The organism is Oceanicola sp. S124 (genome assembly GCF_000220565.1).
Lineage (GTDB): Bacteria > Pseudomonadota > Alphaproteobacteria > Rhodobacterales > Rhodobacteraceae > Pseudooceanicola.
Genome location: NZ_AFPM01000059.1, coordinates 1 through 24,355, shown reverse-complemented (window position 1 = coordinate 24,355; position 24,355 = coordinate 1). Strand labels below are relative to the sequence as shown.

Genomic DNA, 24,355 nt, shown 5'->3' with positions numbered 1-24,355 from the left:
GGGGGCAGAGCCCCCTCCCCCAGATGGCCCCGTGGCGCGGGCGTGATACCCTAGCGCCGAAACGGAAGGATGAGATGATGAAAGACGCCCAGGTCCTGCGGTCGGTGCCGCGCGCGATCAACTGGAACCGGCTCGAGGACGAAAAGGACCTCGAGGTCTGGAACCGCCTGACCGTCAACTTCTGGCTGCCCGAGAAGGTGCCGCTGTCCAACGACGTGCAATCCTGGGGCCAGCTGACCCCCGAGGAACAGACCCTGACGATCCGCGTCTTCACCGGGCTGACCCTGCTGGACACCATCCAGAACGGCCTCGGCGCGCCGGCCCTGATGGGCGATGCCATCACCCCGCATGAAGAGGCGGTGCTCTCCAACATCGCCTTCATGGAGGCGGTACACGCGCGCTCCTACTCCTCGATCTTCTCGACGCTCTGCTCGACCAAGGAGGTCGACGAGGCCTTCCGCTGGTCGCAGGAGAACCCGCACCTGCAGGCCAAGGCCCGCGCGGTGCTGGAAACCTACGCCCCCGGCGCCGATCCCCTGAAGCGCAAGATCGCATCGGTCTTCCTGGAAAGCTTCATGTTCTACTCGGGCTTCTACCTGCCCATGTACTGGTCCAGCCGCGCCAAGCTGACCAATACCGCCGACCTGATCCGCCTGATCATCCGCGACGAGGCGGTGCATGGCTACTATATCGGCTACAAGTTCCAGCGCGGCATGGAGACCCTGCCCCAGGCCCGGCGCGACGAGCTGAAGGACTATGCCTTCTCGCTGCTCTTCGAGCTCTACGAGATCGAGTCGCGCTACACCGAGGAACTCTACGATCCGCTCGGCCTGACCGAAGAGGTGAAGGCCTTCCTGCACTACAACGCCAACAAGGCGCTGCAGAACCTCGGCTTCGAGGCGCTCTTCCCCGACGAGGCCGCCGAGGTGAACCCGGCGATCCTGGCGGCGCTGAGCCCCGACAGCGAGAACCACGACTTCTTCTCGGGCTCGGGCTCGTCCTACGTGATCGGTCGCGCCGTGGCGACAGAGGACGACGACTGGGATTTCTGATTCCGCCCGGATGCAGGCAGGGGCGGTCCTTCGGGGCCGACCTTTTCATGTCCCCCTCTGGCAGGCTGACAGCCTCCCGGTCCCACCGTGCCCCTGGGGGCGGCACGTTCTGCTAGCCCGTCAGCTTCGCCCGGGTGCTGCGCGGGGTGGCCAGCAGCAGGTTGGTCTCGCTGCCCAGGATGCCGGGGATCTCGCGGATCCGGCGCAGCACGTCGTCCAGTGCGCTCAGCGTCTCGGTGCCCAGTTCCGCGACCAGATCCCACTGGCCGTTGGTCGTATGTACCTCCTGCACCTCGGGCAGCGCCGAGAGCCGGACCACGACGCGATCCGCCGCCCGCCCCTCGACCTTGATCATCATCAGCCCGCGCACCGGTTGGGCCACCGTGTCGGCGCGCAGGATCACGGTGTAACCAAGGATCTCTCCCCCCGCCTCCAGCCGCTCGATCCGGTTGCGCACCGTGGCGCGCGAGACGCCGATCTCGGCGGCAAGGTCCGAGACGCTGCGCCGTCCGTTGTGCCTGAGCAGGGTGATGAGCTGCCGGTCCAGGGGATCCATCTGCCATTCCGTCAATTGTTTCTGTCGAAATGCTACAAAACCCCGCGCAAATTGCCAATGATCCGGGTTCACTCTGCCATCTCACCGGGCTCTCCTGCGCTGAAAGGAGACCCCGGATGCACTTCACCCTGATCGGCATACCCCAGCAGGACGGCGCGGCACAGCCGGGCTGCGAGATGGGCCCCTCGGCGCTGCGCTGCGCGGGGCTGGCGCCCGCGCTGGAACGCCTGGGCCACAATGTGCGCGACGCGGGCAACCTGGCGCCGCGCCCGGCGCCCGCCGTCAGCCACCCCAACCCCGCCCTGCGCGCCCTGCCCGAGGTCGCCGCATGGGTCGAGACCCTGGCCGACAGCGCCTATCGCGAAAGCGCCGACGCCGTGCCGATCTTCATGGGCGGCGATCATGCGCTCTCTGCCGGGACGGTCAGCGGCATCGCGCGGCGGGCGGCGGACGAGGGCCAGCCCCTTTTCGTGCTCTGGCTCGATGCCCATACGGATTTCCACGACCTCGCCAGCACCGAAAGCGGCAACCTGCACGGCACCCCGGTCGCCTATTTCAGTGGCCGGCCGGGCTTTGACGCCTTCCCGCCGCTGCCCGCCGCGGTCCCGCCCGAAAACATCTGCATGATGGGCATCCGCAGCGTCGATCCTGCCGAGCGCCGGGCCCTCTCCGAAGCGCCGGTGCAGATCCACGATATGCGCGAGATCGACGAGGTCGGCATGGCGCCCCTGCTGCGCGCCTTCCTCGCCCGGGTCGCGGCAGCGGGCGGGCGACTGCATGTCAGCCTGGACGTCGATTTCCTCGATCCCGCCATCGCCCCGGCTGTCGGCACCACCGTCCCCGGCGGCGCCTCGTTCCGCGAGGCGCATCTGGTGATGGAGATGCTGCACGACTCGGGCCTCGTCTCCTCCCTCGACCTGGTCGAGCTGAACCCCTTCCTCGACGAGCGGGGCCGCACCGCGCACCTGCTGGTCGATCTCACCGCAAGCCTGATGGGCGAGCGCATCATGGACCGCCGGACCAGGAGTTTCGCATGACCACCCCTTCCCTCAACCTCGTGCCCTTCGTCGATGTCGACAACATGATGCGGCTGGTCCACGCGGTCGGGATCGAACCCTTCCTGCAGGAGCTGGCCGACTATGTCGCCGAGGACTTCCGTCGCTGGCCGCTGTTCGACAAGACGCCCCGCGTCGCCGCCCATTCGCCCGAGGGGGTGATCGAGCTGATGCCAACCTCGGATGGCACGCTCTACGGCTTCAAGTACGTCAACGGCCACCCCAAGAACATGAAGGAGGGCCGCCAGACCGTGACCGCCTTCGGGATGCTCTCGGATGTGGACACCGGCTATCCGCTGCTGCTGTCGGAAATGACCATCCTGACCGCCCTGCGCACCGCCGCGACCTCGGCCGTCGCCGCCGGGGCGCTGGCCCGGCCCGATGCGCGCTGCATGGCTCTGATCGGCAATGGCGCGCAAAGCGAGTTCCAGGCCATGGCCTTCCGCGCCGTGCTGGGGGTGGACCGGCTGCGCCTCTACGACATCGACCCCGCCGCCACGGCGCGCTGCGCCGCCAACCTCGCCCGCTTCGGCTTCGACATCACGCCCTGCACCTCGGCCGAAGAGGCCGTCGAGGGCGCCGATATCATCACCACCGCCACGGCGGACAAGCAGTACGCCACGATCCTTTCGGACAACATGGTCGGCGCCGGGGTGCATATCAACGCGGTCGGCGGCGACTGCCCCGGCAAGACCGAGCTGCACCGCGATATCCTGCTGCGCTCGGAGATCTTCGTGGAATACCCGCCCCAGACCCGCATCGAGGGCGAGATCCAGCAGCTTGACGCGGATTACCCGGTCAAGGAGCTCTGGCAGGTGCTGAGCGGAGAGATCGCGGGCCGCAGCGATGCCCGCCAGGTCACCCTGTTCGACAGCGTCGGCTTCGCGACCGAGGATTTCTCGGCCCTGCGCTACGTCCGCGACAAGCTGGGCGCGCATGGGTTCTACCAGGATCTCGATCTGCTGGCCGACCCGGACGAGCCGCGTGACCTCTTCGGGATGCTGCTGCGCGCCGCGCCCGTGGCCCGCAGCGCCTGATCCCAAAGGTACCGACAAGGGCACATCGGCAGGACACAGGAAGGCGGCCCCCCCGGGGGTCGCCTTTCCCGTGGTGCTGGCGCCTCTTGTCGGCCGCCCAGCCCCCGCAACCCGCGCCGGGGTGGTTTACCTGACGCAGTCCGCTTCATAGGATTTCCCGAACCAATGGCTAGCAATTGCATAATTTTCCCTAAGATCTGGTTCGGCTAGAACTGAAGGCAACCCAGCCGAAGCGGTCTCCGCCCGGCCAGAGAAAGGACTGCCGAGATGACGATCGAACGTGTAGACACCCTTGTTGTCGGGGCCGGACAGGCCGGCATCGCGATGAGCGAGCACCTGGGTCGGGCCGGCGTCTCTCACCTGGTGCTGGAACGCTCGCGGATCGCCGAGGGCTGGCGCACGCAACGCTGGGATTCGCTGGTCGCCAATGGCCCCGCCTGGCATGACCGCTTCCCGGGGATGGAGTTCAAGGCCGACCCCGACGCCTTCGTCGGCAAGGACGGCGTTGCCCAGTACCTGTGCGACTATGCCGAGATGCTGCAGGCACCGATCCGCACCGGCGTCGAGGTCACCTCTGTCGAGCGGCTCGAGGGGCGGCAGGGCTTCCGTATCGAGACCTCGCAAGGCCCCATCGAGGCGCTGAACGTGGTCGCTGCGACCGGCCCCTTCCAGACCCCCGTCATTCCGCCGGTAGTGCCTGCCGACAGCGGCCTGACCCAGATCCACTCCAGCCAGTACCGCAACCCGCAGGACCTGCCCGAGGGCGGCGTGCTGGTGGTCGGCGCCGGCTCCTCCGGCGTGCAGATCGCGGATGAGCTGAACCGCGCGGGCCGCAAGGTCTTCCTGTCGGTCGGCCCTCATGACCGCCCTCCGCGCGCCTATCGCGGCCGCGATTTCGTCTGGTGGCTGGGCGTGCTGGGCCTGTGGAACATGGAGAGCCCGGCACCGGGCACCGAACATGTCACCATCGCCGTCAGCGGCGCCCGGGGCGGCGAGACCATCGACTTCCGCAGCCTCGCCGCCCAGGGCATCACCCTGCTGGGCCGGACCGAGAGCTATGCCGATGGCGCCCTGACCTTTGCCGGCGACCTGCGCCGCAATATCGAGGGCGGCGACCGGAACTACCTCAACCTGCTGCGCGCCGCCGATGCCTATGTCGCGGCCAACGGGCTGGACCTGCCTGAGGAACCCGAGGCGCACCGCCTCGGCGCACTGCCCGCCTGCGTCACCGAACCGCTCCTGTCGCTGGACCTTGCCGAGGCCGGCATCACCACGATCATCTGGGCCACCGGCTTCGGCGCAGACTACTCGTGGATCAAGGCCGACTGCTTCGACGAGAAGGGCCGCCCCATCCATCAGCGCGGCGTCGGGCGCGAACCGGGGATCTTCTTCCTCGGCCTGCCCTGGCAGTCGCGGCGCGGCTCCAGCTTCATCTGGGGGGTCTGGCACGATGCCAAGCACGTGGCCGACCAGATCACCACCCAGGCCAAGTACATGGAATACGACGCCGAGGCCCGCGCCACGGCAACGCGCCCTGCTATGGCGCCCGTCGCCAAGGCGACCACCTGATTTTCCTTTCCCCGCGACGGTGATCCACAAGATCGCCCTTGCGCAGCTACCGGAGGCCGCAATGGCACATACCCGCATCCGCAAGTTCAACACCCGCGAAACCTACCCCGAGCAGAACCTCGACAACGACCTCTGTCAGGCCGTCGTCGCCGAGGGCAAGATGGTCTTCCTGCGCGGCCAGTGCCCGCAGAACCTGGACGACGCCAAGAACATCGACAGCCACGACCCGGTCGAGCAGACCCACAAGGTGATGCAGAACATCCGGCAGCTGATGGAAGAGTGCGGCGGCGCGATGGAGCATGTCTGCCGTGTGCAGGTCTTCCTGACCGACGTGCGCAACCGCGAGGCGGTCTACCGGACCATGGGCGAATACATCAAGGGCGTGCACCCGGTCTCGACCGGGCTGGTCGTCACCGCACTGGCCCGCCCCGACTGGCTGGTCGAGATCGAGGCCACCGCCGTCATCCCCGCCGATTACACCCCGGCCTGAGGCGGCGCGCCATGACCTTCTCTCTCGTCGCCCGCTGTGCGCACACCAGCATGTTCGGTGTCGCGGTCTCGTCCTCTTCGCCCGCCGTTGCGGCCCGCTGCGCCTATGCGCGGGCCGGAGTGGGCGCCGTCGCCTCGCAGAATGTCACCGACCCCACGCTGGGCCCGCTGGCGCTGGACCTGATGCAGGGGGGCCCGATGCAGGAAGGCCTGTCTGCCGCCGAAGCCGTGGCGGAGGTGCAGGCCCGTGGCCGGTTCATCGAGTACCGCCAGGTGCTGGCCATCGACACCGGGGGCCGCACGGCGATCCACTCGGGGCCCAACTCCCTCGGGATCTTCACCGAGGCCCATGGCCGCGACGTGGTCTCGGCCGGGAACATGCTGGCCAATGACGGGGTGCCCGCCGCCATCGTCGCGGGGTTCGAACAGGCCGAAGGCCACCTGGGCGACCGGCTGATCGCGGCCATGCGGGCGGGTCTCGCCGCCGGGGGCGAGGCCGGGCCGGTGCATTCGGCGGGCATGATGCTGGTCGACAAGGTCGCCTGGCCGGTCGCCGACCTGCGCTGCGACTGGACCGAGGACTGCCCGATCGAGGCCATCGCCACCGCCTGGCAGGTCTACAAGCCCCAGCTCGACGCCTATGTGCAGCGGGCGCTGGACCCGCGCGAGGCACCCTCCTACGGGGTGCCGGGGGACGAGTGAACCGACCCTGCCGAAACGAGGAAAGCCGGGCCATCGCCCGGCTTTTTCATTTGGTGAAGCCCGCGATCAGAGCGCCGCGTCGAGCTTTCGCATCGAGGCGAGGAACAACGCCTCGACGCCCGGCTGGTCGAGACCGGTCAGCACCTGTGCATTGGGTCTGCGCCCGTCGAGGTGACGACCGCTGACGGCAGCAATGCTCTGCCCCGCCGTCGCACCCGCGCCGCAGGTGATCGAACCATGGGCCGCCGTGCTCTCGACGAGCGAAGGCTGCAGCAGCCAGGCCACTCCCGCCGGGTTCCTGCAGGCAGGGATCGTGATAGCGCGCCGGTGGCGCGCACGGCCTCGAGGATGGCCTGCGCCGCATGCAGCGCCTCGGGCGGCCGCGAGGCCGGTCGCAGGCCGATGCCGCCCAGCCCATCGCCGCCATGAATGGCCAAGGTCTTGCCCCGCCCCTTCATGATCGGACGGCCGGCCGATGACGTCCGCCACGAACAGGCTTTGCGGTTTGGCGTAGATCTTCCGGGGCGTGTTGATCCGGGCGATCTTGCCGTCGGACATCAGGCAGGTGCGGTCCGACAGGGCCAGCGCCTCTTTCTGGTCATGGGTGACGAAGATGATCGTGGCGCCGGTCTCGCGGTGGATGCGCTTCATCTCGATCTGCATGATCTCGCGCAGCTTGGGATCCAGCGCGCCGGGCGGCTCGTCCATCAGGATGATCGAGGGATCGTGGACCAGGCAGCGGGCCAGGGCGACACGCGGCTGCTGACCGCCGGAAAGCTGGACCGGGAAGCGTTCAAGCGCGTGTTCGAGACCCACGGTCTCGAGCCCCTTTTCCACCCTGGGTGCGATCTGTCCCGCCGCCATGCCGCGAATCTTCAGTGGGAAGGCGACGGTCTCGGCCACGGTCATGTGCGGAAACAGGGCGTCGGTCTGCCAGACCACGCCGATGCCGCGCTTGTTGACGGGGGCGAAGGTCTGGTCGGTGCCGTCGATCATCACCTGCCCCGAGGTCGGCTCGGTCAGGCCGGCTATCAGCTGAAGAGGCGTCGTCTTGCCCGTCCCCGAGGGACCCGGCAGGCTCAGCAGCTCGCCTTGGTGATAGTGCCGCCCTTGACCAGCAGCGGCAGGATCAGCCGCACCTGCTGCCAGCACGAGGCGCCCAGGGTCGCGGCGGCCCGCGGCAGGCGCCAGTCCATGACGCGGAAGGTGGTCAGCAGGATGACGAAGATGATGGGCAGCGCGGTCAGCGTATGCCCGAGGGCGATGCCGAGGTTGGTTGCGATCAGGCATGGCTGGGCGAAGACGCAGAACAGCGCCACGGCGATCACGATGTTGGGCACGATCATCGGCGGCAGGAAGACAAGGCGGTTCAGCCACGAGCGCGCCGTGCCGTAGGCTGCGGCCGCGGCCAACAGTGTGGCCAGCAGCGTCGCCATCAGGCCGACCGCCAGCGCGATCACCGCCGGGCGGATCGTCGCGCCGGTCCGCTGGGCGAGTTCAGGTAGGCCTCGAACCACTTCAGCGAGAAGGAGGTGGGCGGGAACTCGAGGAAGGAGGCCGATCTGAAGGCCATCGGCAGGAAGGTGGTCACCGGCACGACCAGGAAGACCAGGACCAGCCAGACGAAGATCGACAGGGGCCAACGGCTGAGCGCTGCGGGCACCAGCCGGGCCGCGGCGTCTGTCAGCGCCGCACAGAGCGCGATCAGCCCGTTGCCGAGGCGCGCCGAGAGGCGGCCATGGTGCGACTTGCCGCCCCCTCGCCCGAAACCGAGGACATGCCGAAGATCCGGTCACAGAGCGCGATGGTCCGCAGCGTGACCACCGGCAGCAGGGTGGCCAGCGCACCGGCAAGGCGCATATGGAACAGCTTTTGCACCTGGGGGATCAGGGTCCGGCCGATTACCGTCTCGCGCGGTGAGCCGAGCAGCGCCGGGGTGATGAAGAAGCCCAGCCCCATGACGAAGACCAGCAGGCCGGCCGCGGTGACACCGGGCATCGAGAGCGGCACGAAGATGCGCCAGAAATCCTGGCCCCGGCTCGCGCCCATGGTCATGGCCGCCGGTTGCAGGGGGCGGTCGATGGATATCATCGTCGGCAGCATGGGCAGGATGGTGATCGGCAACATGGCATGGGCCATGCCGAAGGCCACCGCGCCCCGGCCATGGAGCAGGTCCGGGCCGCCCTCCATTCCCATGCCGTTGAGGCAACTGCGCCACGATGCCCTTGTGCGCCAGCAGCACGATCCAGGCGAAGTTCTTCAGCAGCGGGCTGACCCAGGAGGGCAGCCCCACCAGCCACATGGCCATCCGCCGCCTGCGCTCGGGCATCGCGGAAAGCCAGACTGCGATGGGATAGCCCGCGGCGATGCAGACAAGCGTCACCTGCAGCGAGATGACGAAGGTGTTGATAAGCGTCTTCACGTAGCCCCCGGCCGAGAACATCTCGCGGTAGACCGACAGGTCGCAGGCGCCACTGGCGAGATCACGGAAGGACAACAGGATCAGCGCCCGAGCCGGTAGGATCGGCAACGCCACTAGGTAGATCAGCCCCGGGGACGACGCCAGAGCGTCTTATCCGGGCGACCAAGCCAGCGGCGCGGAGCGCGGGACCCGGAGGGGGTCGCAGAGGCGGCGGTGGTATCGGACGTGGCGGCCTGGCTGGTTCGCAGGACGCGCGGGGCGTCCTCGGGCAGGGACTGGCGGGCAATGCCCGGCAAGGGGCCGCCCCGCGCAGGGCTTGAAAGAAGCACAGCCGGCGGGGGCGGCTGTGCGCAGGCAGGGGCGGGAGACACCCCTGTGGATCAGATCAGCTCAGGATCCACTGTTCGAAACGCTGGGTCAGCGCGTCCTGGCTCTCGGCCCAGTGGTCGGCGCCCAGCAGGGCCAGGCCCGAGATGTCCTCAAGGGTGGTCGGCAGCACGGCGGCCTTTTCCTCAAAGATGACGTCATGGGCCTTCATGTTGGGCGGGCCGCAGGCCAGCACGGCGGTGTAAGCGGCCTGACGTTCGACATCCCAGAAGTCTGCCCAGCTTTTCGGGCCCTGATCGGCCCCTCGACCTCGGTGCGGTAGCCCATGGCCGGGGCGTCTATCGACACGCCGGTGAAATCGGGCTCGAAGGTACTGGGGGGTGAACTCACCACCCTCGGGGGCCTCGATCTGGGTCGGCGGCATGTACTGGTCGCCATACTGGCGGATGCGCAGCATGTGCTCAGGCGTCATCAGGGCGACGTCAAACATCTTGGTGTCGGTGTCGATCGCCTTCTTTTACCGCGGGATCGGCTCGGGATCGTTGGTCGAGGTCTGATTGGTGGCGGAATTCCTCGGCGAAGCTGTCGTGGAAGGCCCCGACCATGTCGCGGACCATCAGCGTTTCACCGGCGACGACCTTGTTGCCCGATAGCAGGTCCGTCTTTTCCTGCGCGCTCAGCTGCGCAAGGATGGCTTCGGGGCTGCTCTGGTCGGGATGATCAGGGCACTGGGTCACGGGGAAGGCTTCGGCATGGGGTGCCAGAGGGGGCAGTCCTGCGAGGGGATTTCGGGCGGCATGTATCCGGACGCCCGGCGGAAGCGGAAATACGATTTTGCGATCCGCCGGTTAGACAAAGGCGAAGCTGGATGGCCTCTAGCTTCGATCAACCCGTTTCGGCACCATGACCGGCGGCTCCATCCCGGGGATGTAGCTGTTCGAGATCATGCTGGCGCAATGCTCCATGAAGGTGCTGACCAGCCGCGTCGGCTCTTGCCCGGCGATGCGCAGCAGGCCGAGGCGCATCGGCATCTGCTCCCCGGCGATGCGCAGCTTGTGCACCGGGCGCCCGTCCAGCGCCGCCGAGGCACGGGGGCGGATGTTGGCGATGGTATAGCCGAAGTTGTTGGCCACCATGGTGCGGATCACGTCTTGCTGCTTCAGCCGCCCGGTGATCTTCGGCGTCAGCCCGGCGCGGGCGAAGAGACCCATGAAATAATCGCGCGACAGCGGAAGGTCGAGCAGGATCAGGTTGTGCTCGGCCAGTTCCTCCAGCGTCACCGCCGTCTGTTCCGCCAACGGGTCGGTCTGGGCGACCATGGCATAGGGGGGCAGCTCTGCCAGCGGGGTGAACGCGAAGCCATCGGGCACCTGCAGGTCGTAGGTCAGCGCCACGTCCAGCTCGGCCCGCTCGATCTTCGACAGCAGCACCTCGTGGTCGGCCACCTCGGGCAACACGCGGGCATTGGGATAGTCGGCGCCGAAGCTGTGCGCGACCTGCGGCAGCACCATGGGCGCGAAGGTCACCAGGCAGCCAAGCGACAGGTTGCCCTGCACCATTCCCGTCGCCTCTGAGACGCGCAGGTAGAGCCCCTGCGCCTGGTCCAGCAGCTTCTTCGCCTCGGCCAGGGTCTCGCGGCCCACCGGGGTCAGAGACAGGCCCTGGGCGTGGCGGCGCAGGAACAGCTGGGCCCCCAGTTCCGCCTCGAGCTGCGAGATCGCGGTCGAGATCGAGGGCTGCGAGATGTTGATCCGCTCCGAGGCCAGCGTGATCGACCCGCATTCCGCCGTGGCGATGAAATACTCGATCTGGCGCAGGGTGAAACGCATGACGGGGCCTCTTGCTGGTCGAACCACTCTAGCACGGCCGGGGCGCTTGCGCCCGGGCGCGGTGATCGGCCTACCCTCTTTCCACCGTTCCGGCACCCCTTATCCGTCCTGCCCCCGCGCCCCAGAGCGCGCGCCGGGAGCAACGGCGCCCCGCTTGCCGCTCCGTCGGCGCCGGTCAGGCGGACCAGAGCCGGCGCCCCGCCGCGCAATCGCAGATCACCTCGACACGGGGATGCAGCTGAAGCGCCGAGGCCGGGCAGTCGGGGTCGGGCGCCGCATGGAATGCCGCATGCAGCGCCTCGGCCTTGGCGGCGCCGGTGGCGACCAGAAGGATCTGGCGCGCTTCGAGGATCGTGCCGATGCCCATGGTGATCGCCTCGCGTGGCACCTCGGTGCCACGCGGAAAGTCGGGCGCATTGGCCTGCCGGGTGCTCTCTGCCAGGGTGACCAGGCGGGTGCGGCTGTCGAAGGCCGAGCCCGGTTCGTTGAAGCCGATGTGGCCGTTGGTGCCGATGCCCAGCAATTGCAGGCCGATCCCTCCGGCCTTGGCGATGGCGGCCTCGTAGTCGCGCGCCACGGTGGCGGGATCGCCGGTGCCGTCCGGCACCCGCCCCTGCCCAGCCGCGATGTCCACCCGGTCGAAGAAATGCCGCTGCATGTAGTGCGCGAAGGAGGCCGGATCAGAAGCGCCGAGGCCGACGTATTCATCGAGGTTGAAGCTCTGCACCGCCGCGAAGCTGGTGCCGGTGCCATGGGCCGCCGCGAGGCGGTCATAAACCGCCAGCGGGGTGCGCCCCGTGGCCAGCCCAAGCACCGGTCGGGGCTCGGTGGCGAGGTGGCGCAGCAGGCGCGCGGCGACCGCCGTCGCCACGGCCTCGGGACTGTCCAGCACGACCAGCGCGGGGCGATGCAGGGTGGGCCCGGTGGCGGCTGCGGGGCTCATGCGCGCTCCAGCGCATCAGCAAGGGCCAGCCGGGCGGCGCGCACGGCCCCGATGGCCCCGGCGCGGTTGCCCAGCAGGCTGATGCGCAGCTCGGGGGCCGGGGCGCCCAGACGCTCCAGCGCCGCCCCGACCCGCGCCAGGATTTCGGGGCGAGAGCCGATGCCGCCGCCGAACACCACCAGTGCCGGGTCCAGTACGGCCCCCACCGACAGAACCGCCAGCGCCAGCCGCTCGGCCAGCACGCCCAGGGTCTCGTCCAGAACCGGATCCGCGACACCGGCCCGACTGAGTTCGCGCAGGCTGCCGTCGCGGGCGCCGCCACGGGCCTTGTAGTCCTCGACCAGCACCTGCCCCGCGACCACGCTTTCCAGTGTGCCGAGGCGACGGGCCTCGGCGCTGAAGGGATCGCCTCCGATGGGCAGGCAGGCGATCTCGCCCGCCGCACCGCTGGCGCCGCGCAGCAGCCGGTCACCGAAGGCCAGCCCCATGCCGATGCCGGTGCCGAGCGCGATGAAGGCCAACCCGGCGTCGCGGGCCCGCGACGACCCCGCGCCATGGCCCAGCCAGCTTTCGCCGAGCGCCGCGAGGTTGACGTCATTCTCGACCGCCACCGGCAGGCCCAGGCGCGCCGAGAACAGCGCCGGCATCGGCTGGCCATCGAGACCGCGCAGGTTCGGAGCGCGGTCGAGCACGCCGCTGACCGGGTCGAGGGCGCCGGGCAGACCGATGCCCGCCGCCCCGACACCGCGCCCGGCCGAGAGGCCCTGGAGGTGGCCATGGATCACGTCGAGCACTGCATCGCCGCCCGCCTCGGGCGTGGCGTCACGGGTCTCGGCCAGCACCTGCCCGTCGAGATCGGTCAGTACCGACTGCACCTTGGTGCCGCCGACATCCGCCCCGAAAAGACAGCAGGCGCGCGGATCAAGCGCCCCTTCGGCGGTGACCCAGCCGGTGCCCGAGAGCAGGGGCGCAGAGCGCAGCGTGCCGCGCAGCAGCCCGGCCAGCGCATGGCGCGCCTCGGCCGGCAGATCCAGTGGCGATGTCGGGGAAAGCTCGGTCACCGTCACGCCCGACCTACCGCCTTCTCGGTTTTCGGATCGAAGAGGTGCACCGTGCCCGCTGCCGCCTCGGCACGCACCGTCTGGCCCGGAAGGGCACCGAAGTGACCGGGGGCCGTGGCGATGAAGTCATGCCCCTGCGCGGTGAAATGCACCAGGGTCTCGTGGCCCAGGGGCTCTGTCACCGTCACCAGCCCTTCCAGCGCCACCGCCGGGGCGATGCCCGGCTCTGCCACCTTCAGATCCTGCGGCCGTACGCCGGCCATGACCGTGGGCGCCGCCTCGGCAAGCGTCACCACGCCGCCGGACTGCTGCGCGGGGAAGACGTTCATCGAGGGGGTGCCGATGAAGCGCGCGGTGAAGATGTCGACGGGATTGTCGTAGATCTCCATCGGCGGGGCGGCCTGCAGGATATGACCGTCGCGCATCACCACGATGCGGTCGGCCATGGTCATCGCCTCGACCTGGTCGTGGGTCACATAGGCGATGGTGGTGCCGAGGCGCTGGTGCAGGGCCTTGATCTCGATCCGCATCTGGGCGCGCAGCTGCGCGTCGAGGTTCGACAGCGGCTCGTCGAAGAGGAAGGCGGCGGGGTTGCGCACCATGGCGCGGCCGATGGCAACGCGCTGGCGCTGCCCGCCGGACAGGGCCGAGGGCCGGCGCTCCAGCAGCGCGGTCAGGCCGAGGGTCTCGGCGGCGGCCTCGACGCGACTGGCCTTCTCCTCTTTCGGCAGCTTCGAGGTGTAGAGGCCGAAGGCGATGTTCTGGCGCACGCTCATGTGCGGGTAGATGGCGTAGTTCTGGAACACCATGGCGATGTCGCGCTGCTTGGGGTCGACCTCGTTCACCCGGCGCCCGCCGATGGTGATATCCCCGCCCGAGACCTCTTCCAGCCCGGCGATCATCCGCAGCGTCGTCGACTTGCCGCAGCCCGAGGGGCCGACGAAGACGACGAATTCGCCGTCGGGAATGTCGAGGTCGATGCCGTGGATCACCTCTGCCTTGCCGTAAGCCTTGGTGAGCTTGTTGAGCTGAATCGTCGCCATCAGCGCGCCTCCGTCAGATCGTTGAATGCCGCCTCAAGCGCAGCGGCGGCGCGGGTGTCCTGCGCCTGAAGCGCCTCGGCCCGTGCGGTGAAACCCGAGAGCGCCTCGCGGTAGCTGGCGAGGGCCTCGGCCATGGCGGCGGGGGCCGGCCCGCCGAACCGGTCGCGCACGGCGACGAAATATTCCGGCGAGACGATCTCGCGGAAGGTCTGGGCATCGAGCGCGCTGGCGCGCCCGGCATGGGACTGGAAAGCCTGCGAGAAAGGCTCGAAACCGCCCTCGGCCAGGCTGGTGCCTGCCGCGACCACCGCGCGGGCGGTGTCGGCGGCGATCTCATGCGCCTGGCGGAAGGACAGGCCCTCGCGCCGCACGAGGGTGTCGGCCAGCTCGGTGATGGTGATGCAGGCGCGGTCGATATTGGCCGCGACCCGGTCGCCGTTGATCGCGAGGCTGGGCACCAGGGCGGCCAGCAGGCGCAGCACCCGGCTGCCGGTCTCGAAGGCGCCGTAGCCCGCGGACTGGCTCTCGCCCTCGCTGTCGTTCATGTCGGTGAAGGGTGTGTTGTGCATGATGTCCTTCATCATGCGCGCCTTGCCGACGGCTTGCGAGGCGAGGTGACGCATGTGCTCGATCGGCACCGGGTTGCGCTTCTGCGGCATGATCGAGGAGATCTGCACGAAGGCATTGGGCACGTAGATCTGCGCCACCTCGAAGCTGGACCAGACCTGCAGGTCCTGCACCAGCCGCCCGAGGTGGAGGAACAGCAGTTCGACCGCGCCGTAGGTCGCCGTGGTGTAATCCACCGCCGCGATGCAGGAGTAGGAGTTGCGCTGCGGCGCCGCGAAACCCAGCAGGTCGGCCACCAGCGCGCGGTCCAGCGGGAAGCCCGAGGTGGTGATCGCCGCCGCCCCCATGGAACAGAGGTCGCAGGCCTCGCGCGCCGCCTCAAGCCGTTCGAGGTCGCGGATCAGCACCTCGATCGCCGCGCCGAGGTAGTGGCCGAAGGTGGTCGGCTGGGCCGGCTGGCCGTGGGTATAGGCGACGATCAGCGTTTCCGCCTCACGCTCGGCCGTGTCGGTCAGCGCCGCCAGCAGCGCCCGCCCCTCGCCCAGCAGGGCGTCGATGCGCCCCTTGAGGGCCATCTTGAACAGCGTGTGGTCGATGTCGTTGCGCGAGCGCGCGGTATGCAGCCGCCCGCCGGTATCGGGCCCGACGCGCGTCTTCAGCTCGGCCTCGCGGAGGAAGAAGTAGTCCTCGACCTCGCCGGTGTAGACCAGCCCCTCGGGGTCGATCCCGGCGTCGATCTCGACCAGCGCGCGGGCGATCTGTCCGGCCACGTCCCGGGGCAGGATGCCGGTGCGTTCCAGCATCACCAGGTGCGCCCGGTCGATGCGGCGGAACCCTTCGGCGTGGTCGTCCTTGGCGTGATCGAAGAGCGGCGCCAGCACCGTCTCCTTGTAGACCGGATCGGGAAAGACCGAGGTGTCGGAGCGGGAGGGATCGGTCGTCATGCCGGTCATCCTTTCAGGCCCGCCAGCATGACGCCGCGGACGATGTAGCGTTGCAGCAGCAGGAAGACGATCAGGGTCGGGATCGTCGCCAGCGCGGCGCCGGTCATGATCATCTCCCACTGGATCGACTGCTCGACCGCGAAGGAGGTCAGGCCCACGGGCAGGGTGTAGAGCTCGCTGGAGGTGATCGAGATCAGCGGCCAGAAGAAGGCCGTCCAGTTGCCAAGGAAGGTGAAGATCGCCAGTGCCGAAAGCGCCGGGGTCACCAGCGGCATCGCGATGCGCCACCAGATGGTGAATTCGTTCAGCCCGTCGATGCGCGCCGCCTCGATGAAGTCATCGGGCACGGTCTCGAAGAACTGCTTCATCAGGAAGGTGCCGAAGGCGGTCATCATGCCGGGGAACATGATGCCCCAGTAGGTGTCCAGCCAGCCGAAGTCGGCCGCCATGAGATACCAGGGGATCACCAGCATCTCGGTCGGGATCATCAGGGTCGAGAGGATCGCGATGAAGACGAACTGGCGGCCGCGGAAGCGGAACTTGGCCAGGGTATAGCCCACGAGGCTGTCGAAGAAGCAGTTCGACAGGGTGACGCAGATCGCCACCAGGCTGGAGTTGAGGAACCAGCGGAAGAACTCGCCTTCCGAAAGCACCTTGATGTAGTTGGCGAAGGTCGGCTCGGCCGGGATCAGGCGCAGGTCGTAGATCTGCCCCGCGGTCTTCAGCGAGGTCGAGAACATGAACAGGATCGGCGTGATCATCAGCATGCCGCCGATGAACAGGACGGTCCAGAGCAGGATGCGCGCCGGGCGGATCCTCGGCATCGGAAGGCCGGTGGTCGGGGTGGTGGTGTCAGCGGCAGCCATCAGCGGGTCCTCAGGATCCAGAGCTGCAGCAGCGAGATCAGCAGCAGGATGGTGAACAGCACCACGGTCTGCGCCGCGGCCGCGCCCATCTGGTAGGAATTGAATGCGGTCTGGTAGATCATCAGCACCAGCGGCTTGGTCGTGCCCAGGGGGCCGCCGGGGTCGTTGGTGGTCATGTTGTAGACCTGGTCGAAGATGCGCAGGAAGCCGATGGAAGAGAAGACCACGAGAAAGACCGTGGTCGGCTTCAGCAGCGGCAGGGTGATCTTGCGCAGGATGGCCCAATCCCCCACCCCGTCGATCCGCGCCGCCTCGTAGTAGGTCTGCGGGATCGAGCGCAGCCCGGCCATGAAGATGATCACCTGGAAGCCAAGGCCCGCCCAGATCGCCGTCACCATGATCGAGGGCAGTGCCCAGGTCGTCGAGCGCAGGAACTCCATGCCGCCGATGCCGAGCGCGCCGAGCACCGAGTTGATCACCCCCGTCGGCGCGGGCTGGTAGAACCAGCGCCAGACCCAGGCCATCGCCGAGGCGGTGGTGATGTAGGGCAGGAAGTAGAGCGCCCGCAGGAAGGCATGGCCGAAGCGGATGCGATCAAGGAAGTAGGCCACCGTGAAGGACAGCACGAGGCTGATCGGCGTGCCGATGACCAGGTAGGCGAAGGTGTTGCGGAACACCTGCCAGAAGTCCGGCGAGGCGAACATCTCGCGGTAGTTCTGCAGGCCGATGAATTTCGGCGGCGACATCAGGTTCCAGTTGGTCAGCGACAGCCGGAAGGCGTCGAGGGTCGGATAGAACCGGATGACCCCGTAGAAGAGGACGGGCAGGGCCAGGAAGGCCCATACCCAGAGTGCGCGGCGTGTCCGCATGCTGAGGCGCGGCGCCCTGGCCGCTCGTGTTGTATCGTCGAACGCCATCTGGCTCCGCCCTCCGCTTTCCGGACCTTACTGGAAGCGATCCAGGATCGCCTGTTCATCCGCCGCGGCCTCGGCAACCGAGTCCTCGACCGACTGACCCTGCAGGAACACCCGGTTGGCCATGTCCATGGTCACCTGACGCTGCGCCTGCTCGTCGAAGAAGGTCGTGGTATGGGCGTATTCCAGACCGGCCAGGAAGGGACCGTAGACCGGATCCGCCAGGTTCGCCTCGGTCAGCGCGGCCTCGGGACGTGCGGGCAGCTCGCCCACCACTTCCAGCCAGAGCTGCATCGCCTCGGGCGAGGTCAGGTAGGTCAGGAACTTCTCTGCCGCTTCCAGCTCTTCGCCCTCTGCACCGGCCCCCAGGCCGTTGGCGAAGTAGGACGCATAGTTCGAGCGCAACCCGTCGGCATTGGCCGGCAGCTCGGCGACACCCCATTCGAAGTCCTCGATGGTCGAGAACGATCCGAGGCGGAAGGTGCCGTCGATGGTCATCCCGGCACGACCGGCGCGGAAGGCCGCCTGGCCCTCGTCCATGAAGCCGGTGGCACCGACCTTATGCTCGGTGGTCAGCTCGGTGTACCACTTGGTGGCGGCGATGCCCGCCGCGTCGTCATAGGTCACTTCCGAGTAATCGTCGCTGTAGGGCGCACCGCCGAACTGGCGCACCAGAACTTCGCGCCACCACTGGTGGTCCTGCCCCCCCATCTCGACGGTCATGCCGACGGTGGTGTAGTTGCCGCCCGCATCGGTCTCGGTCAGCGCCTTGGCGGTCTCGACCAGCTCGTCCAGCGTGGCCGGCGGATTTTCGATCCCGGCCTTCTCGAACAGCGCCTTGTTGTAGAACAGCGCCAGCGAGCGCACGGCGGTCGGCAGGCCGTAGTAGTCGTCACCGCGCTTCATGGCGCCGACGATCGGGAAGAACTCGGTCTCGATCATCTCGTCCGGGAAGGCGTCCTTGGGCAGCGGCTGCAGCACGCCACCGTTCACGAAGTTGTCCGTCCAGCCATAGAAGAGTTGCAGCACGTCGGGGCCCTTGCCCGCCATGTTCGCCGCGATCACGCGGGTCTGGTAGTCGGCATAGGGGAATGTGACCTGCTTCACGGTGATGCCCGGATTCTGCTCTTCGAACTTCTCGATGAGCTGGTCCATCGCATTGACGCGGGTCTCGTAGATGTACTGCCAATACTCGATCTCGACATCAGCCGCAGCTGCATTGGCACCGAACATCGCGACGCCGGCGAGCAGGCCGGCCCTGATCAGGGATGATTTCATGTTTACCTCCGTTGGTGACGGCGCCCGGCCGCCCTTTTTCCGCGCTTGTCCAATCCGGCCGAAGCCGCCTGCCGCGCCCTGCGCCGTGAAGCTGCCCCCCCGGCTTCCCGCAGGCTGGAGCATCACGGCCCGACCTGTCAACTAAATTAAGTCACTTGAGTTATTCATTCCGCCGTGCCAGCGTTGACAGGACGTCGGGCACCCGCCGTAATCGGGTCTCCGGCAGCAAGAAGGACAGAACAGTGCCCCCTCCCAGCAAGACAGACGCCTCGAAGGCCCGCACTCCGGTCAGCGTCGCCATGGGCAAGAATCCCGGGCGCAACCGCAATCACAACCGCCGCGTCCTGCTTGAGTTGCTGCGCCGCAACGGGCCGATGGGACGCAAGGCCATGGCCGACCTGGCGCAGATCTCGACCCAGGCGGTCGGCAATATCATCGAGGATCTGATGGCCGAGGGGCTGCTGCGCGACCTCGGGCGCCTGCGCAGCGGGCGCGGCCTGCCGCCGATCCAGTATGCGCTGAACCCCGACGGGGCGATCACCCTGGGTTTCGAGATCGCAGTCAGCGAACTGACCGTCACCGTGCTGGATATCGGCGGCAACCTGCGCCACGAGGAACACGTGCCATTGCCAGACATGGCCCCCGGCCCCGTCCTGTCGATGGTGGCCGAGAGCGTGGCGCGGCTGCGCGCCGACTACCCCGGCCAGCTGATGGGGATCGGCGTCGTCATGCCCGGCCCCTTCGGCATCGAGGGCATGTCCGGGGTCGGACCCACCACCCTGCACGGCTGGACCGAGACCTCTGTCGCCCAGGACCTGGCGCAGCGCTGCGGCGTGCCGGTCTATGTCGACAATGACGCCAATGCCGCCGCCGTCGGAGAGTTGCTGTTCGGCAAGGGGCAGAACGTCTCGCATTTCTGCCAGATTTACTTCGGCGCCGGCACCGGCCTTGGCGCGATCGTCGATGACCAGCCCCTGCGCGGCGCCTTCGGCAATGCCGGAGAGATCGGCCATATCATCGTCGCGCCCGTCGATGCCGCACCCGGATCGGCCGGCCCCGCACCGCTGGAACGCTTCGCATCGCTGTACAGCCTGCGCGAGATGCTGGAAGCCGCCGGTCAGCCCGCCTCGCTTGAGGACCTCCGCCGACATCACCGTGACGGCAGCCCGGTGCTGGATGCCTGGCTGTCCACGGCCGCGCCCTATCTCTCGGCGATGATCGGCATCCTCGAGAACATCTTCGACCCGCAGACCGTCATCATCGGCGGCAAGCTGCCCGGCGCCGTGCTCGATGCGCTGGTCGAGAGGCTGGCGATTCCCTCGACCGTCGCGAACCGCACCGGCGAGAGGCTGCCACGGGTCCAGCGCGGCCAGACCGGGCAGGCCTCGGCCGCCCTCGGTGCCGCCGCCCTGCCCTTCTTCAACGCGATAACGCCCCGGCTGGACCGGGCCGAGGACGGCCTGGCCCCGATGCCCGACTGACAGGAGACAGAGATGACGATCCAAGACCGCCTCGCCGCGCGCGAGGCACAGCCGGCGCTGCTGCGCCTCGACACCGCCCTGTCGCAACTCGCGGGCTGCCTGACCGTCATGAACACCGGCGCCCATCCCGACGATGAGCATAGCGGGCTGATGGCCTGGCTGCGCTTCGGCCTTGGCCATCGCGTGGTCATCGCCTGCTCGACCCGTGGCGAGGGCGGCCAGAACGCCCTCGGCCCGGAACGCGGCGCCCTGCTGGGCGTGCTTCGCTCACGCGAGATGGAAGAGGCTGCGCGGGTGCTGGACTGCGATGTCGCCTGGCTGGGCTTCGGCCCCGCCGACCCGGTGCATGACTTCGGCTTCTCCAAGGACGGCGACGACACCTTCTCCCGCTGGGGCGAGGCGCTGATCACCGAGCGCCTGGCGCTGGCCTATCGCCGCTATCGGCCCGACGTGATCCTGCCCACCTTCCTCGATGTGCCGGGCCAGCACGGCCATCACCGCGCCATGACCCGCGCCGCGCTGGCTGCCGTCGCACTGGCCGCCGATCCCGCCGCCCTGCGCGGCAGCAACCTGGCCCCCTGGCAGGTCAGCCATCCCTACCTGCCCGCATGGGGCGGCGGCGGCGGCACCTATGACGACACCCTGCCTCCGCCCCCGGCGACCCTGCAGATCGAGGCCGATGCCATGGAGCCCGCCCGCGGCGTCTCCTACGAGGAGATCGGCCAGTGGTCGCGCCGCCGCCATGCCTCGCAGGGGATGGGCCACTGGTCCGACAGCCCGCAGCGTACCTGGCAGCTGCACCTGACCAACGGCGGGACCGAGCGCCGCCTGGCCGAAGGCGTCCCCGCGACCCTCTCCGAGCTGGCAGAGCTTTCCGGACCTGCCGCCGCCCCGCTGCGCGATGCCGCCGAGGCGATCGAGGCCGCCCGCGCCGCCTTCCCCGACCGCGTCGCCCTGCTGCCCGCCCTTGCCCGCGCCGACAGCGCCCTTGCGGCCGCCCGTACCGCCGCCGCGCCCGACTTTGCCACCGCCCACGGCCACCGGCTGGAGCGCAAGCAGCGCGAGCTGGCCCATGCCCTGGCCGAAGCGGCATCGCTGACGCCTGTCGCCACGATCCGCCCGGCCCGCCTCTCGCCTGGCGAAACGGCCCGGATCAGCCTGCACCAGACGGTGCCGATGCGGGCCGAGGAGGTCTCGGTCAGTGCCCGGCTGCCCGGCTGCCCCGAGGCCGGCAGCGCCCTCTCGGAGGGCCTGACCGAAATCGCCCTGCCGCTGCCTGCCGACCTCGCCCTGCCCTCGCCCTTCACCGAGGGCTTCGACGCGCTCGGCGGCAATGGCGCGCATCTGTCGATTTCGGCGGTGATCGCCGGACGCCCGGTCTCGGTGCTGCGCGACATCGAGCCCGCGCCGCAGATCGTGCCGGCCCATCTCGTCGCCGCGCGTCCCGCCGCCTTCGTGCGCCGTCTCGGCGCTGCAGGGCCGCTGAGCGCAACCCTGTCCATCGAGACCGCGCTGAGCATCGACGCCCCAGCAGGCTGGAGCCTGTCCCAACAGGGCCGCCAGCTCTCGCTCATCCCCGAGGCTGACACCCCCGGGCTGGCCAGCTTCACCCCGCGCATCGAGGGCGCGCCCGCCTTCTCGGAGAGCGGCGGAGCCTATGCCCACACCGGCGCCTTCCTGCTGCACACCCCGGCCCGGATCGACGTGCTGAGCCTCGACCTCGCACTGCCCGAAGGCGCCCGCATCGCCTATATCGGCAGCGGTGACAGCGTCGGCAGCTGGCTGCAACGCCTCGGCGCGGACGTGGTGCTGATGGAGGACATCCCGGCGGACGAGGACTTTTCGGCCTTTACCACCGTGCTGGTCGGCGTCGTCGCCTTCGGCAACCGTGCCGACCTGCGCGCCGCCACGGCCCGCCTGCACCGCTTTGTCGAGGCCGGCGGCCACCTGGTGACGCTCTACCAGCGCCCCGACCAGGGCTGGCAGGCCGACGAGACCCCGCCGCAACCGATGCGGATCGGCACGCCCTCGCTGCGCTGGCGCGTCACCGATCCCCGGGCCGAGGTCACCGTGCTGGAGCCCGAAAGCCCGCTGCTGACCACCCCCAACCGGATCACCCCCGCGGACTGGGACGGCTGGGACAAGGAACGCGGGCTCTACTTCGCCGCCGATTGGGCCCCCTGCTACCAGCCCCTGCTGTCGATGTCCGACGCGGGCGAGGCGCCGCTTCTGGGCAGCCTGGTCAGCGGGCGCATCGGCAAGGGACGCCATACCCACACGGGGCTGGTGCTGCATCACCAGCTGGACCGGCTGGTGCCGGGGGCCTTCCGCCTGCTGGCCAACCTGGTCCAGCCCGCCGGCGCCTGAGGTGGCCCGCGCGGGCGCAACGGCGGTCGGGGTCGCCTGGCTGCTGAGCGACATGACACTTGTCACCGGGATGACGGTTCTGGTGAAGAAGATGGGGGCCGACTACCCGGCGGTGCAGCTGGTCTTCCTGCGCTCGCTGCTTGGCCTGCTGCTGATCCTGCCGCTGGTCTGGCGCGACCGCGCCCGGCTGCGCGCCATGCAGGACCCGCTGCGCAACGGCTTCCGGGTGATGTGCAACGCCGGCGCGCTGACGGCCAATTTCGTCGCCCTCGGCGCACTGCCCCTGGCGATGGTCAACGCGGTCTCGTACCTGCGCCCGGTGGTCACCATGCTGCTGGCCATCGCCCTGCTGGGAGAGCAGGTGCCCCGTGCCCGCTGGATCGCGGCGGCGGGGATCCTTGCCGGGGTGGCCCTTGCCGTCGGCCCCGACCTCGCCGGAGCGGGCGGCACCGCCCTGCCCCTGGCCGGGCTGATCGCGGTAACCCTGTCTCTGGGCCTCGGCGCCATGGCCACGGTGCAGACCCGCGCCCTGCGCAGCGAGTCCCCGACCGTGATGATGCTCTTCTACACCGCCGGGCTGACCCTGCTGACCGCCCTGCCCGCCGCGCTGGCCTGGCAGCCCGTCCAGACCGCGCACTGGCCCGCGCTTCTGGGCATCGGCGTCCTGGCACAGGCCGGGCAGTATTGCTTCCTGCGGGCCTATCGCGCCGCCGAGGCCTCGCGGCTGGCGCCCTTCTCCTATTCGTCGATCGTCTTCGCCATCTCCGCCGGCTGGCTGTTCTTCGCGGAACGCCCCAGCTGGCATCTGCTGGCGGGGGCCTGCGTGATCCTCGTCGTGCTGCTGGCCAGCAGCCGCAGCCCCAAGCCCCGCCCGCTGACCTGACCTGACGGGAAAGAGCCGCCGAAGAACCTGGGCACCTCATAATTGTCGAAAGTCATGGAACGCGAAGGACGCCTGACAGCCGGATCCCGGCGTGGCGCCCTTCGCGAAAGGCTCGGACATCGGTATTCGGGACGACATCCAGCCAGGGAAAAGGAGCAGGCCGCGAAGGGTGGTTTGTTGGCTAATCGCGGCCCGCTCCGATCGGGTTCACCGGTGCGAAAGGTGTTCCCGTCTTTCGACCCGACCCAGGAACGAAGGGTCAGGTCTACCCAGGTGCGCTTCGGGGGTGGCACCTGGACACTGCACGCGCCCGTCCTGCCCATGACGGAAACGCTACCTCAATTCAGTTACCTCCTCAGGGCCCTGCGCCCTGAGCACTCGTCACACTACGACCGCAACCGCGAAAGAAGCACCACGATCGAAGCCAGGGACGCGGGCAGCAGCAACTCTGCCCGCGACCGTCGGAAGACCTCGCGCAATCTGAGGTCCACCCCGTCGGCATGATCGCGGGACACGATCACACCTCGCCCCCGCCCAGCAGGTCATCGAGAAGACCCGTCCCGGCGGAACCATCATCGAGCAGGCCGGCGCCGACCACCTCACCCAGCAAACCCTGATTGCCGGTCACGTCGCCCAGCAGACCGCCATCGGAGGCCACATCGCCAACCAGCCCGTCCGAGCCGGTGACCTCGCCGAGCATGCCCGAATTGCCGGTCACCTCGCCCAGCACGCCGCCATCGGCGAGCACCGGATCCAGGATGCCGTCCTCGGCACCGAGGCTCGCCAGCAGGTCGTCGACCGTGCCCCCTCGGCCCAGCACACCGTCCAGCAGGCCCTCATCGCCGCCCAGCACTCCACCGAGCAGACCTTCGTCACCCAACACGCCGTCCAGCAGGCCCTCATCGCCACCCAGCACACCGCCGAGCAGGCCTTCGTCACCCAGCACACCGTCCAGCAGGCCCTCATCGCC

25 protein-coding genes and 1 pseudogene are annotated in these 24,355 nt (G+C 68.8%); 10 read left to right on the top strand and 16 right to left on the bottom strand.

The features are described 5' to 3' along the window. The first annotated feature begins 77 nt into the window (after nt 1–77). Nucleotides 78–1,052, top strand: coding sequence for a class 1b ribonucleoside-diphosphate reductase subunit beta (gene nrdF, locus OS124_RS0105205; protein WP_029375193.1), 975 nt, complete (start codon nt 78–80; stop codon nt 1,050–1,052). Nucleotides 1,053–1,164: 112 nt separating this feature from the next. On the opposite strand, the gene OS124_RS0105200 is transcribed toward nrdF, so the two are convergent. After that, complete coding sequence (locus OS124_RS0105200; protein ID WP_010138311.1) at nt 1,165–1,608, bottom strand: Lrp/AsnC family transcriptional regulator; 444 nt, start codon at nt 1,606–1,608, stop codon at nt 1,165–1,167. Between the two features lie 116 nt (nt 1,609–1,724). Here OS124_RS0105200 and rocF point away from each other — a divergent pair, with 116 nt between their 5' ends. The 5 genes from rocF (at nt 1,725) to OS124_RS0105175 (ending at nt 6,460) form a co-directional block, all read left to right on the top strand. Further along, nucleotides 1,725–2,645, top strand: coding sequence for an arginase (gene rocF, locus OS124_RS0105195; protein ID WP_010138310.1), 921 nt, complete (start codon nt 1,725–1,727; stop codon nt 2,643–2,645). Beyond that, nucleotides 2,642–3,700, top strand: a complete 1,059-nt coding sequence (locus tag OS124_RS0105190; protein ID WP_010138309.1) for an ornithine cyclodeaminase — start codon at nt 2,642–2,644, stop codon at nt 3,698–3,700. Before rocF ends, OS124_RS0105190 begins: the two co-directional genes overlap by 4 nt. 267 nt (nt 3,701–3,967) lie before the next feature. Continuing rightward, entirely contained in the window at nt 3,968–5,269 is a 1,302-nt protein-coding gene (locus OS124_RS0105185; protein WP_010138307.1) for a flavin-containing monooxygenase, read from the top strand. A 61-nt stretch (nt 5,270–5,330) separates the two neighbouring features. Beyond that, nucleotides 5,331–5,759 carry a RidA family protein gene (locus OS124_RS0105180; RefSeq protein WP_010138306.1) on the top strand — a complete coding sequence of 143 codons (429 nt, stop codon included), beginning with the start codon at nt 5,331–5,333 and terminating at the stop codon, nt 5,757–5,759. 11 nt (nt 5,760–5,770) lie between these two features. Further along, nucleotides 5,771–6,460 carry a DUF1028 domain-containing protein gene (locus OS124_RS0105175; RefSeq protein ID WP_010138305.1) on the top strand — a complete coding sequence of 230 codons (690 nt, stop codon included), beginning with the start codon at nt 5,771–5,773 and terminating at the stop codon, nt 6,458–6,460. Nucleotides 6,461–6,526: 66 nt separating this feature from the next. On the opposite strand, the gene OS124_RS26435 is transcribed toward OS124_RS0105175, so the two are convergent. From OS124_RS26435 to OS124_RS0105155, 4 genes are read right to left on the bottom strand one after another with little or no spacing between them, the layout of a single operon-like run. Next, nucleotides 6,527–7,612 (bottom strand): ATP-binding cassette domain-containing protein, encoded by a 1,086-nt coding sequence (locus OS124_RS26435; protein ID WP_237708077.1) that lies wholly within the window; start codon nt 7,610–7,612, stop codon nt 6,527–6,529. Further along, nucleotides 7,540–7,920 carry an ABC transporter permease subunit gene (locus OS124_RS27900; RefSeq protein WP_029375192.1) on the bottom strand — a complete coding sequence of 127 codons (381 nt, stop codon included), beginning with the start codon at nt 7,918–7,920 and terminating at the stop codon, nt 7,540–7,542. Before OS124_RS27900 ends, OS124_RS26435 begins: the two co-directional genes overlap by 73 nt. Continuing rightward, complete coding sequence (locus OS124_RS25960; protein ID WP_029375191.1) at nt 7,917–8,123, bottom strand: hypothetical protein; 207 nt, start codon at nt 8,121–8,123, stop codon at nt 7,917–7,919. The genes OS124_RS27900 and OS124_RS25960 overlap by 4 nt, the downstream gene beginning before the upstream one ends. A 41-nt stretch (nt 8,124–8,164) precedes the next feature. Continuing rightward, nucleotides 8,165–8,650 (bottom strand): ABC transporter permease, encoded by a 486-nt coding sequence (locus tag OS124_RS0105155; RefSeq protein WP_029375190.1) that lies wholly within the window; start codon nt 8,648–8,650, stop codon nt 8,165–8,167. A gap of 29 nt (nt 8,651–8,679) precedes the next feature. On the opposite strand from OS124_RS0105155, the gene OS124_RS27315 reads away from it, so the two are divergent. Continuing rightward, nucleotides 8,680–8,817 carry a hypothetical protein gene (locus OS124_RS27315; RefSeq protein WP_168161438.1) on the top strand — a complete coding sequence of 46 codons (138 nt, stop codon included), beginning with the start codon at nt 8,680–8,682 and terminating at the stop codon, nt 8,815–8,817. A gap of 450 nt (nt 8,818–9,267) precedes the next feature. Here the strand turns inward: OS124_RS27315 and OS124_RS0105145 are convergent, their stop codons facing one another. The 10 genes from OS124_RS0105145 to OS124_RS0105100 all read right to left on the bottom strand — a co-directional run bounded on the left by OS124_RS0105145 (nt 9,268) and on the right by OS124_RS0105100 (nt 18,654). Beyond that, on the bottom strand, nt 9,268–9,699 hold the full coding sequence (locus tag OS124_RS0105145) for a hypothetical protein (RefSeq protein ID WP_010138303.1): 432 nt from the start codon (nt 9,697–9,699) through the stop codon (nt 9,268–9,270). Beyond that, the gene (locus OS124_RS0105140) at nt 9,692–9,946 is read right to left on the bottom strand and encodes a hypothetical protein (RefSeq protein WP_010138302.1); all 255 of its coding nucleotides are present in this window, start codon (nt 9,944–9,946) and stop codon (nt 9,692–9,694) included. The genes OS124_RS0105145 and OS124_RS0105140 overlap by 8 nt, the downstream gene beginning before the upstream one ends. A gap of 138 nt (nt 9,947–10,084) precedes the next feature. Continuing rightward, nucleotides 10,085–11,038 (bottom strand): LysR family transcriptional regulator, encoded by a 954-nt coding sequence (locus OS124_RS0105135; protein ID WP_010138301.1) that lies wholly within the window; start codon nt 11,036–11,038, stop codon nt 10,085–10,087. Nucleotides 11,039–11,213: 175 nt separating this feature from the next. Then, on the bottom strand, nt 11,214–11,981 hold the full coding sequence (locus OS124_RS0105130) for a glucosamine-6-phosphate deaminase (protein WP_010138300.1): 768 nt from the start codon (nt 11,979–11,981) through the stop codon (nt 11,214–11,216). Further along, nucleotides 11,978–13,042: an ROK family protein gene (locus OS124_RS23740; RefSeq protein ID WP_168161437.1), complete on the bottom strand. Its 1,065-nt coding sequence runs from the start codon at nt 13,040–13,042 to the stop codon at nt 11,978–11,980. The genes OS124_RS0105130 and OS124_RS23740 overlap by 4 nt, the downstream gene beginning before the upstream one ends. Before the next feature lie 2 nt (nt 13,043–13,044). Next, nucleotides 13,045–14,085 (bottom strand): ABC transporter ATP-binding protein, encoded by a 1,041-nt coding sequence (locus OS124_RS0105120; RefSeq protein ID WP_010138298.1) that lies wholly within the window; start codon nt 14,083–14,085, stop codon nt 13,045–13,047. Then, nucleotides 14,085–15,596 carry an argininosuccinate lyase gene (gene argH / locus OS124_RS0105115; RefSeq protein WP_010138297.1) on the bottom strand — a complete coding sequence of 504 codons (1,512 nt, stop codon included), beginning with the start codon at nt 15,594–15,596 and terminating at the stop codon, nt 14,085–14,087. Before argH ends, OS124_RS0105120 begins: the two co-directional genes overlap by 1 nt. Nucleotides 15,597–15,601: 5 nt before the next feature. Then, nucleotides 15,602–16,462: a carbohydrate ABC transporter permease gene (locus tag OS124_RS0105110; RefSeq protein WP_010138296.1), complete on the bottom strand. Its 861-nt coding sequence runs from the start codon at nt 16,460–16,462 to the stop codon at nt 15,602–15,604. Next, on the bottom strand, nt 16,462–17,379 hold the full coding sequence (locus OS124_RS0105105) for a carbohydrate ABC transporter permease (RefSeq protein ID WP_050900806.1): 918 nt from the start codon (nt 17,377–17,379) through the stop codon (nt 16,462–16,464). Before OS124_RS0105105 ends, OS124_RS0105110 begins: the two co-directional genes overlap by 1 nt. A gap of 27 nt (nt 17,380–17,406) precedes the next feature. After that, nucleotides 17,407–18,654: an extracellular solute-binding protein gene (locus OS124_RS0105100; RefSeq protein ID WP_010138294.1), complete on the bottom strand. Its 1,248-nt coding sequence runs from the start codon at nt 18,652–18,654 to the stop codon at nt 17,407–17,409. A gap of 242 nt (nt 18,655–18,896) precedes the next feature. Between OS124_RS0105100 and OS124_RS0105095 the strand changes: the two genes are divergently transcribed. The 3 genes from OS124_RS0105095 to OS124_RS0105085 are packed head-to-tail and all read left to right on the top strand — an operon-like array spanning nt 18,897 to nt 23,385. Then, nucleotides 18,897–20,135 carry an ROK family protein gene (locus tag OS124_RS0105095; RefSeq protein WP_010138293.1) on the top strand — a complete coding sequence of 413 codons (1,239 nt, stop codon included), beginning with the start codon at nt 18,897–18,899 and terminating at the stop codon, nt 20,133–20,135. Nucleotides 20,136–20,147: 12 nt separating this feature from the next. Beyond that, nucleotides 20,148–22,502, top strand: coding sequence for a PIG-L family deacetylase (locus OS124_RS0105090; protein WP_010138291.1), 2,355 nt, complete (start codon nt 20,148–20,150; stop codon nt 22,500–22,502). 1 nt (nt 22,503) lies between these two features. Then, nucleotides 22,504–23,385, top strand: a complete 882-nt coding sequence (locus tag OS124_RS0105085) for a DMT family transporter (protein ID WP_010138290.1) — start codon at nt 22,504–22,506, stop codon at nt 23,383–23,385. A gap of 517 nt (nt 23,386–23,902) precedes the next feature. Here OS124_RS0105085 and OS124_RS27310 read toward each other — a convergent pair. After that, a pseudogene (locus tag OS124_RS27310) lies at nt 23,903–24,355 on the bottom strand (BapA/Bap/LapF family prefix-like domain-containing protein); the annotation flags it as partial.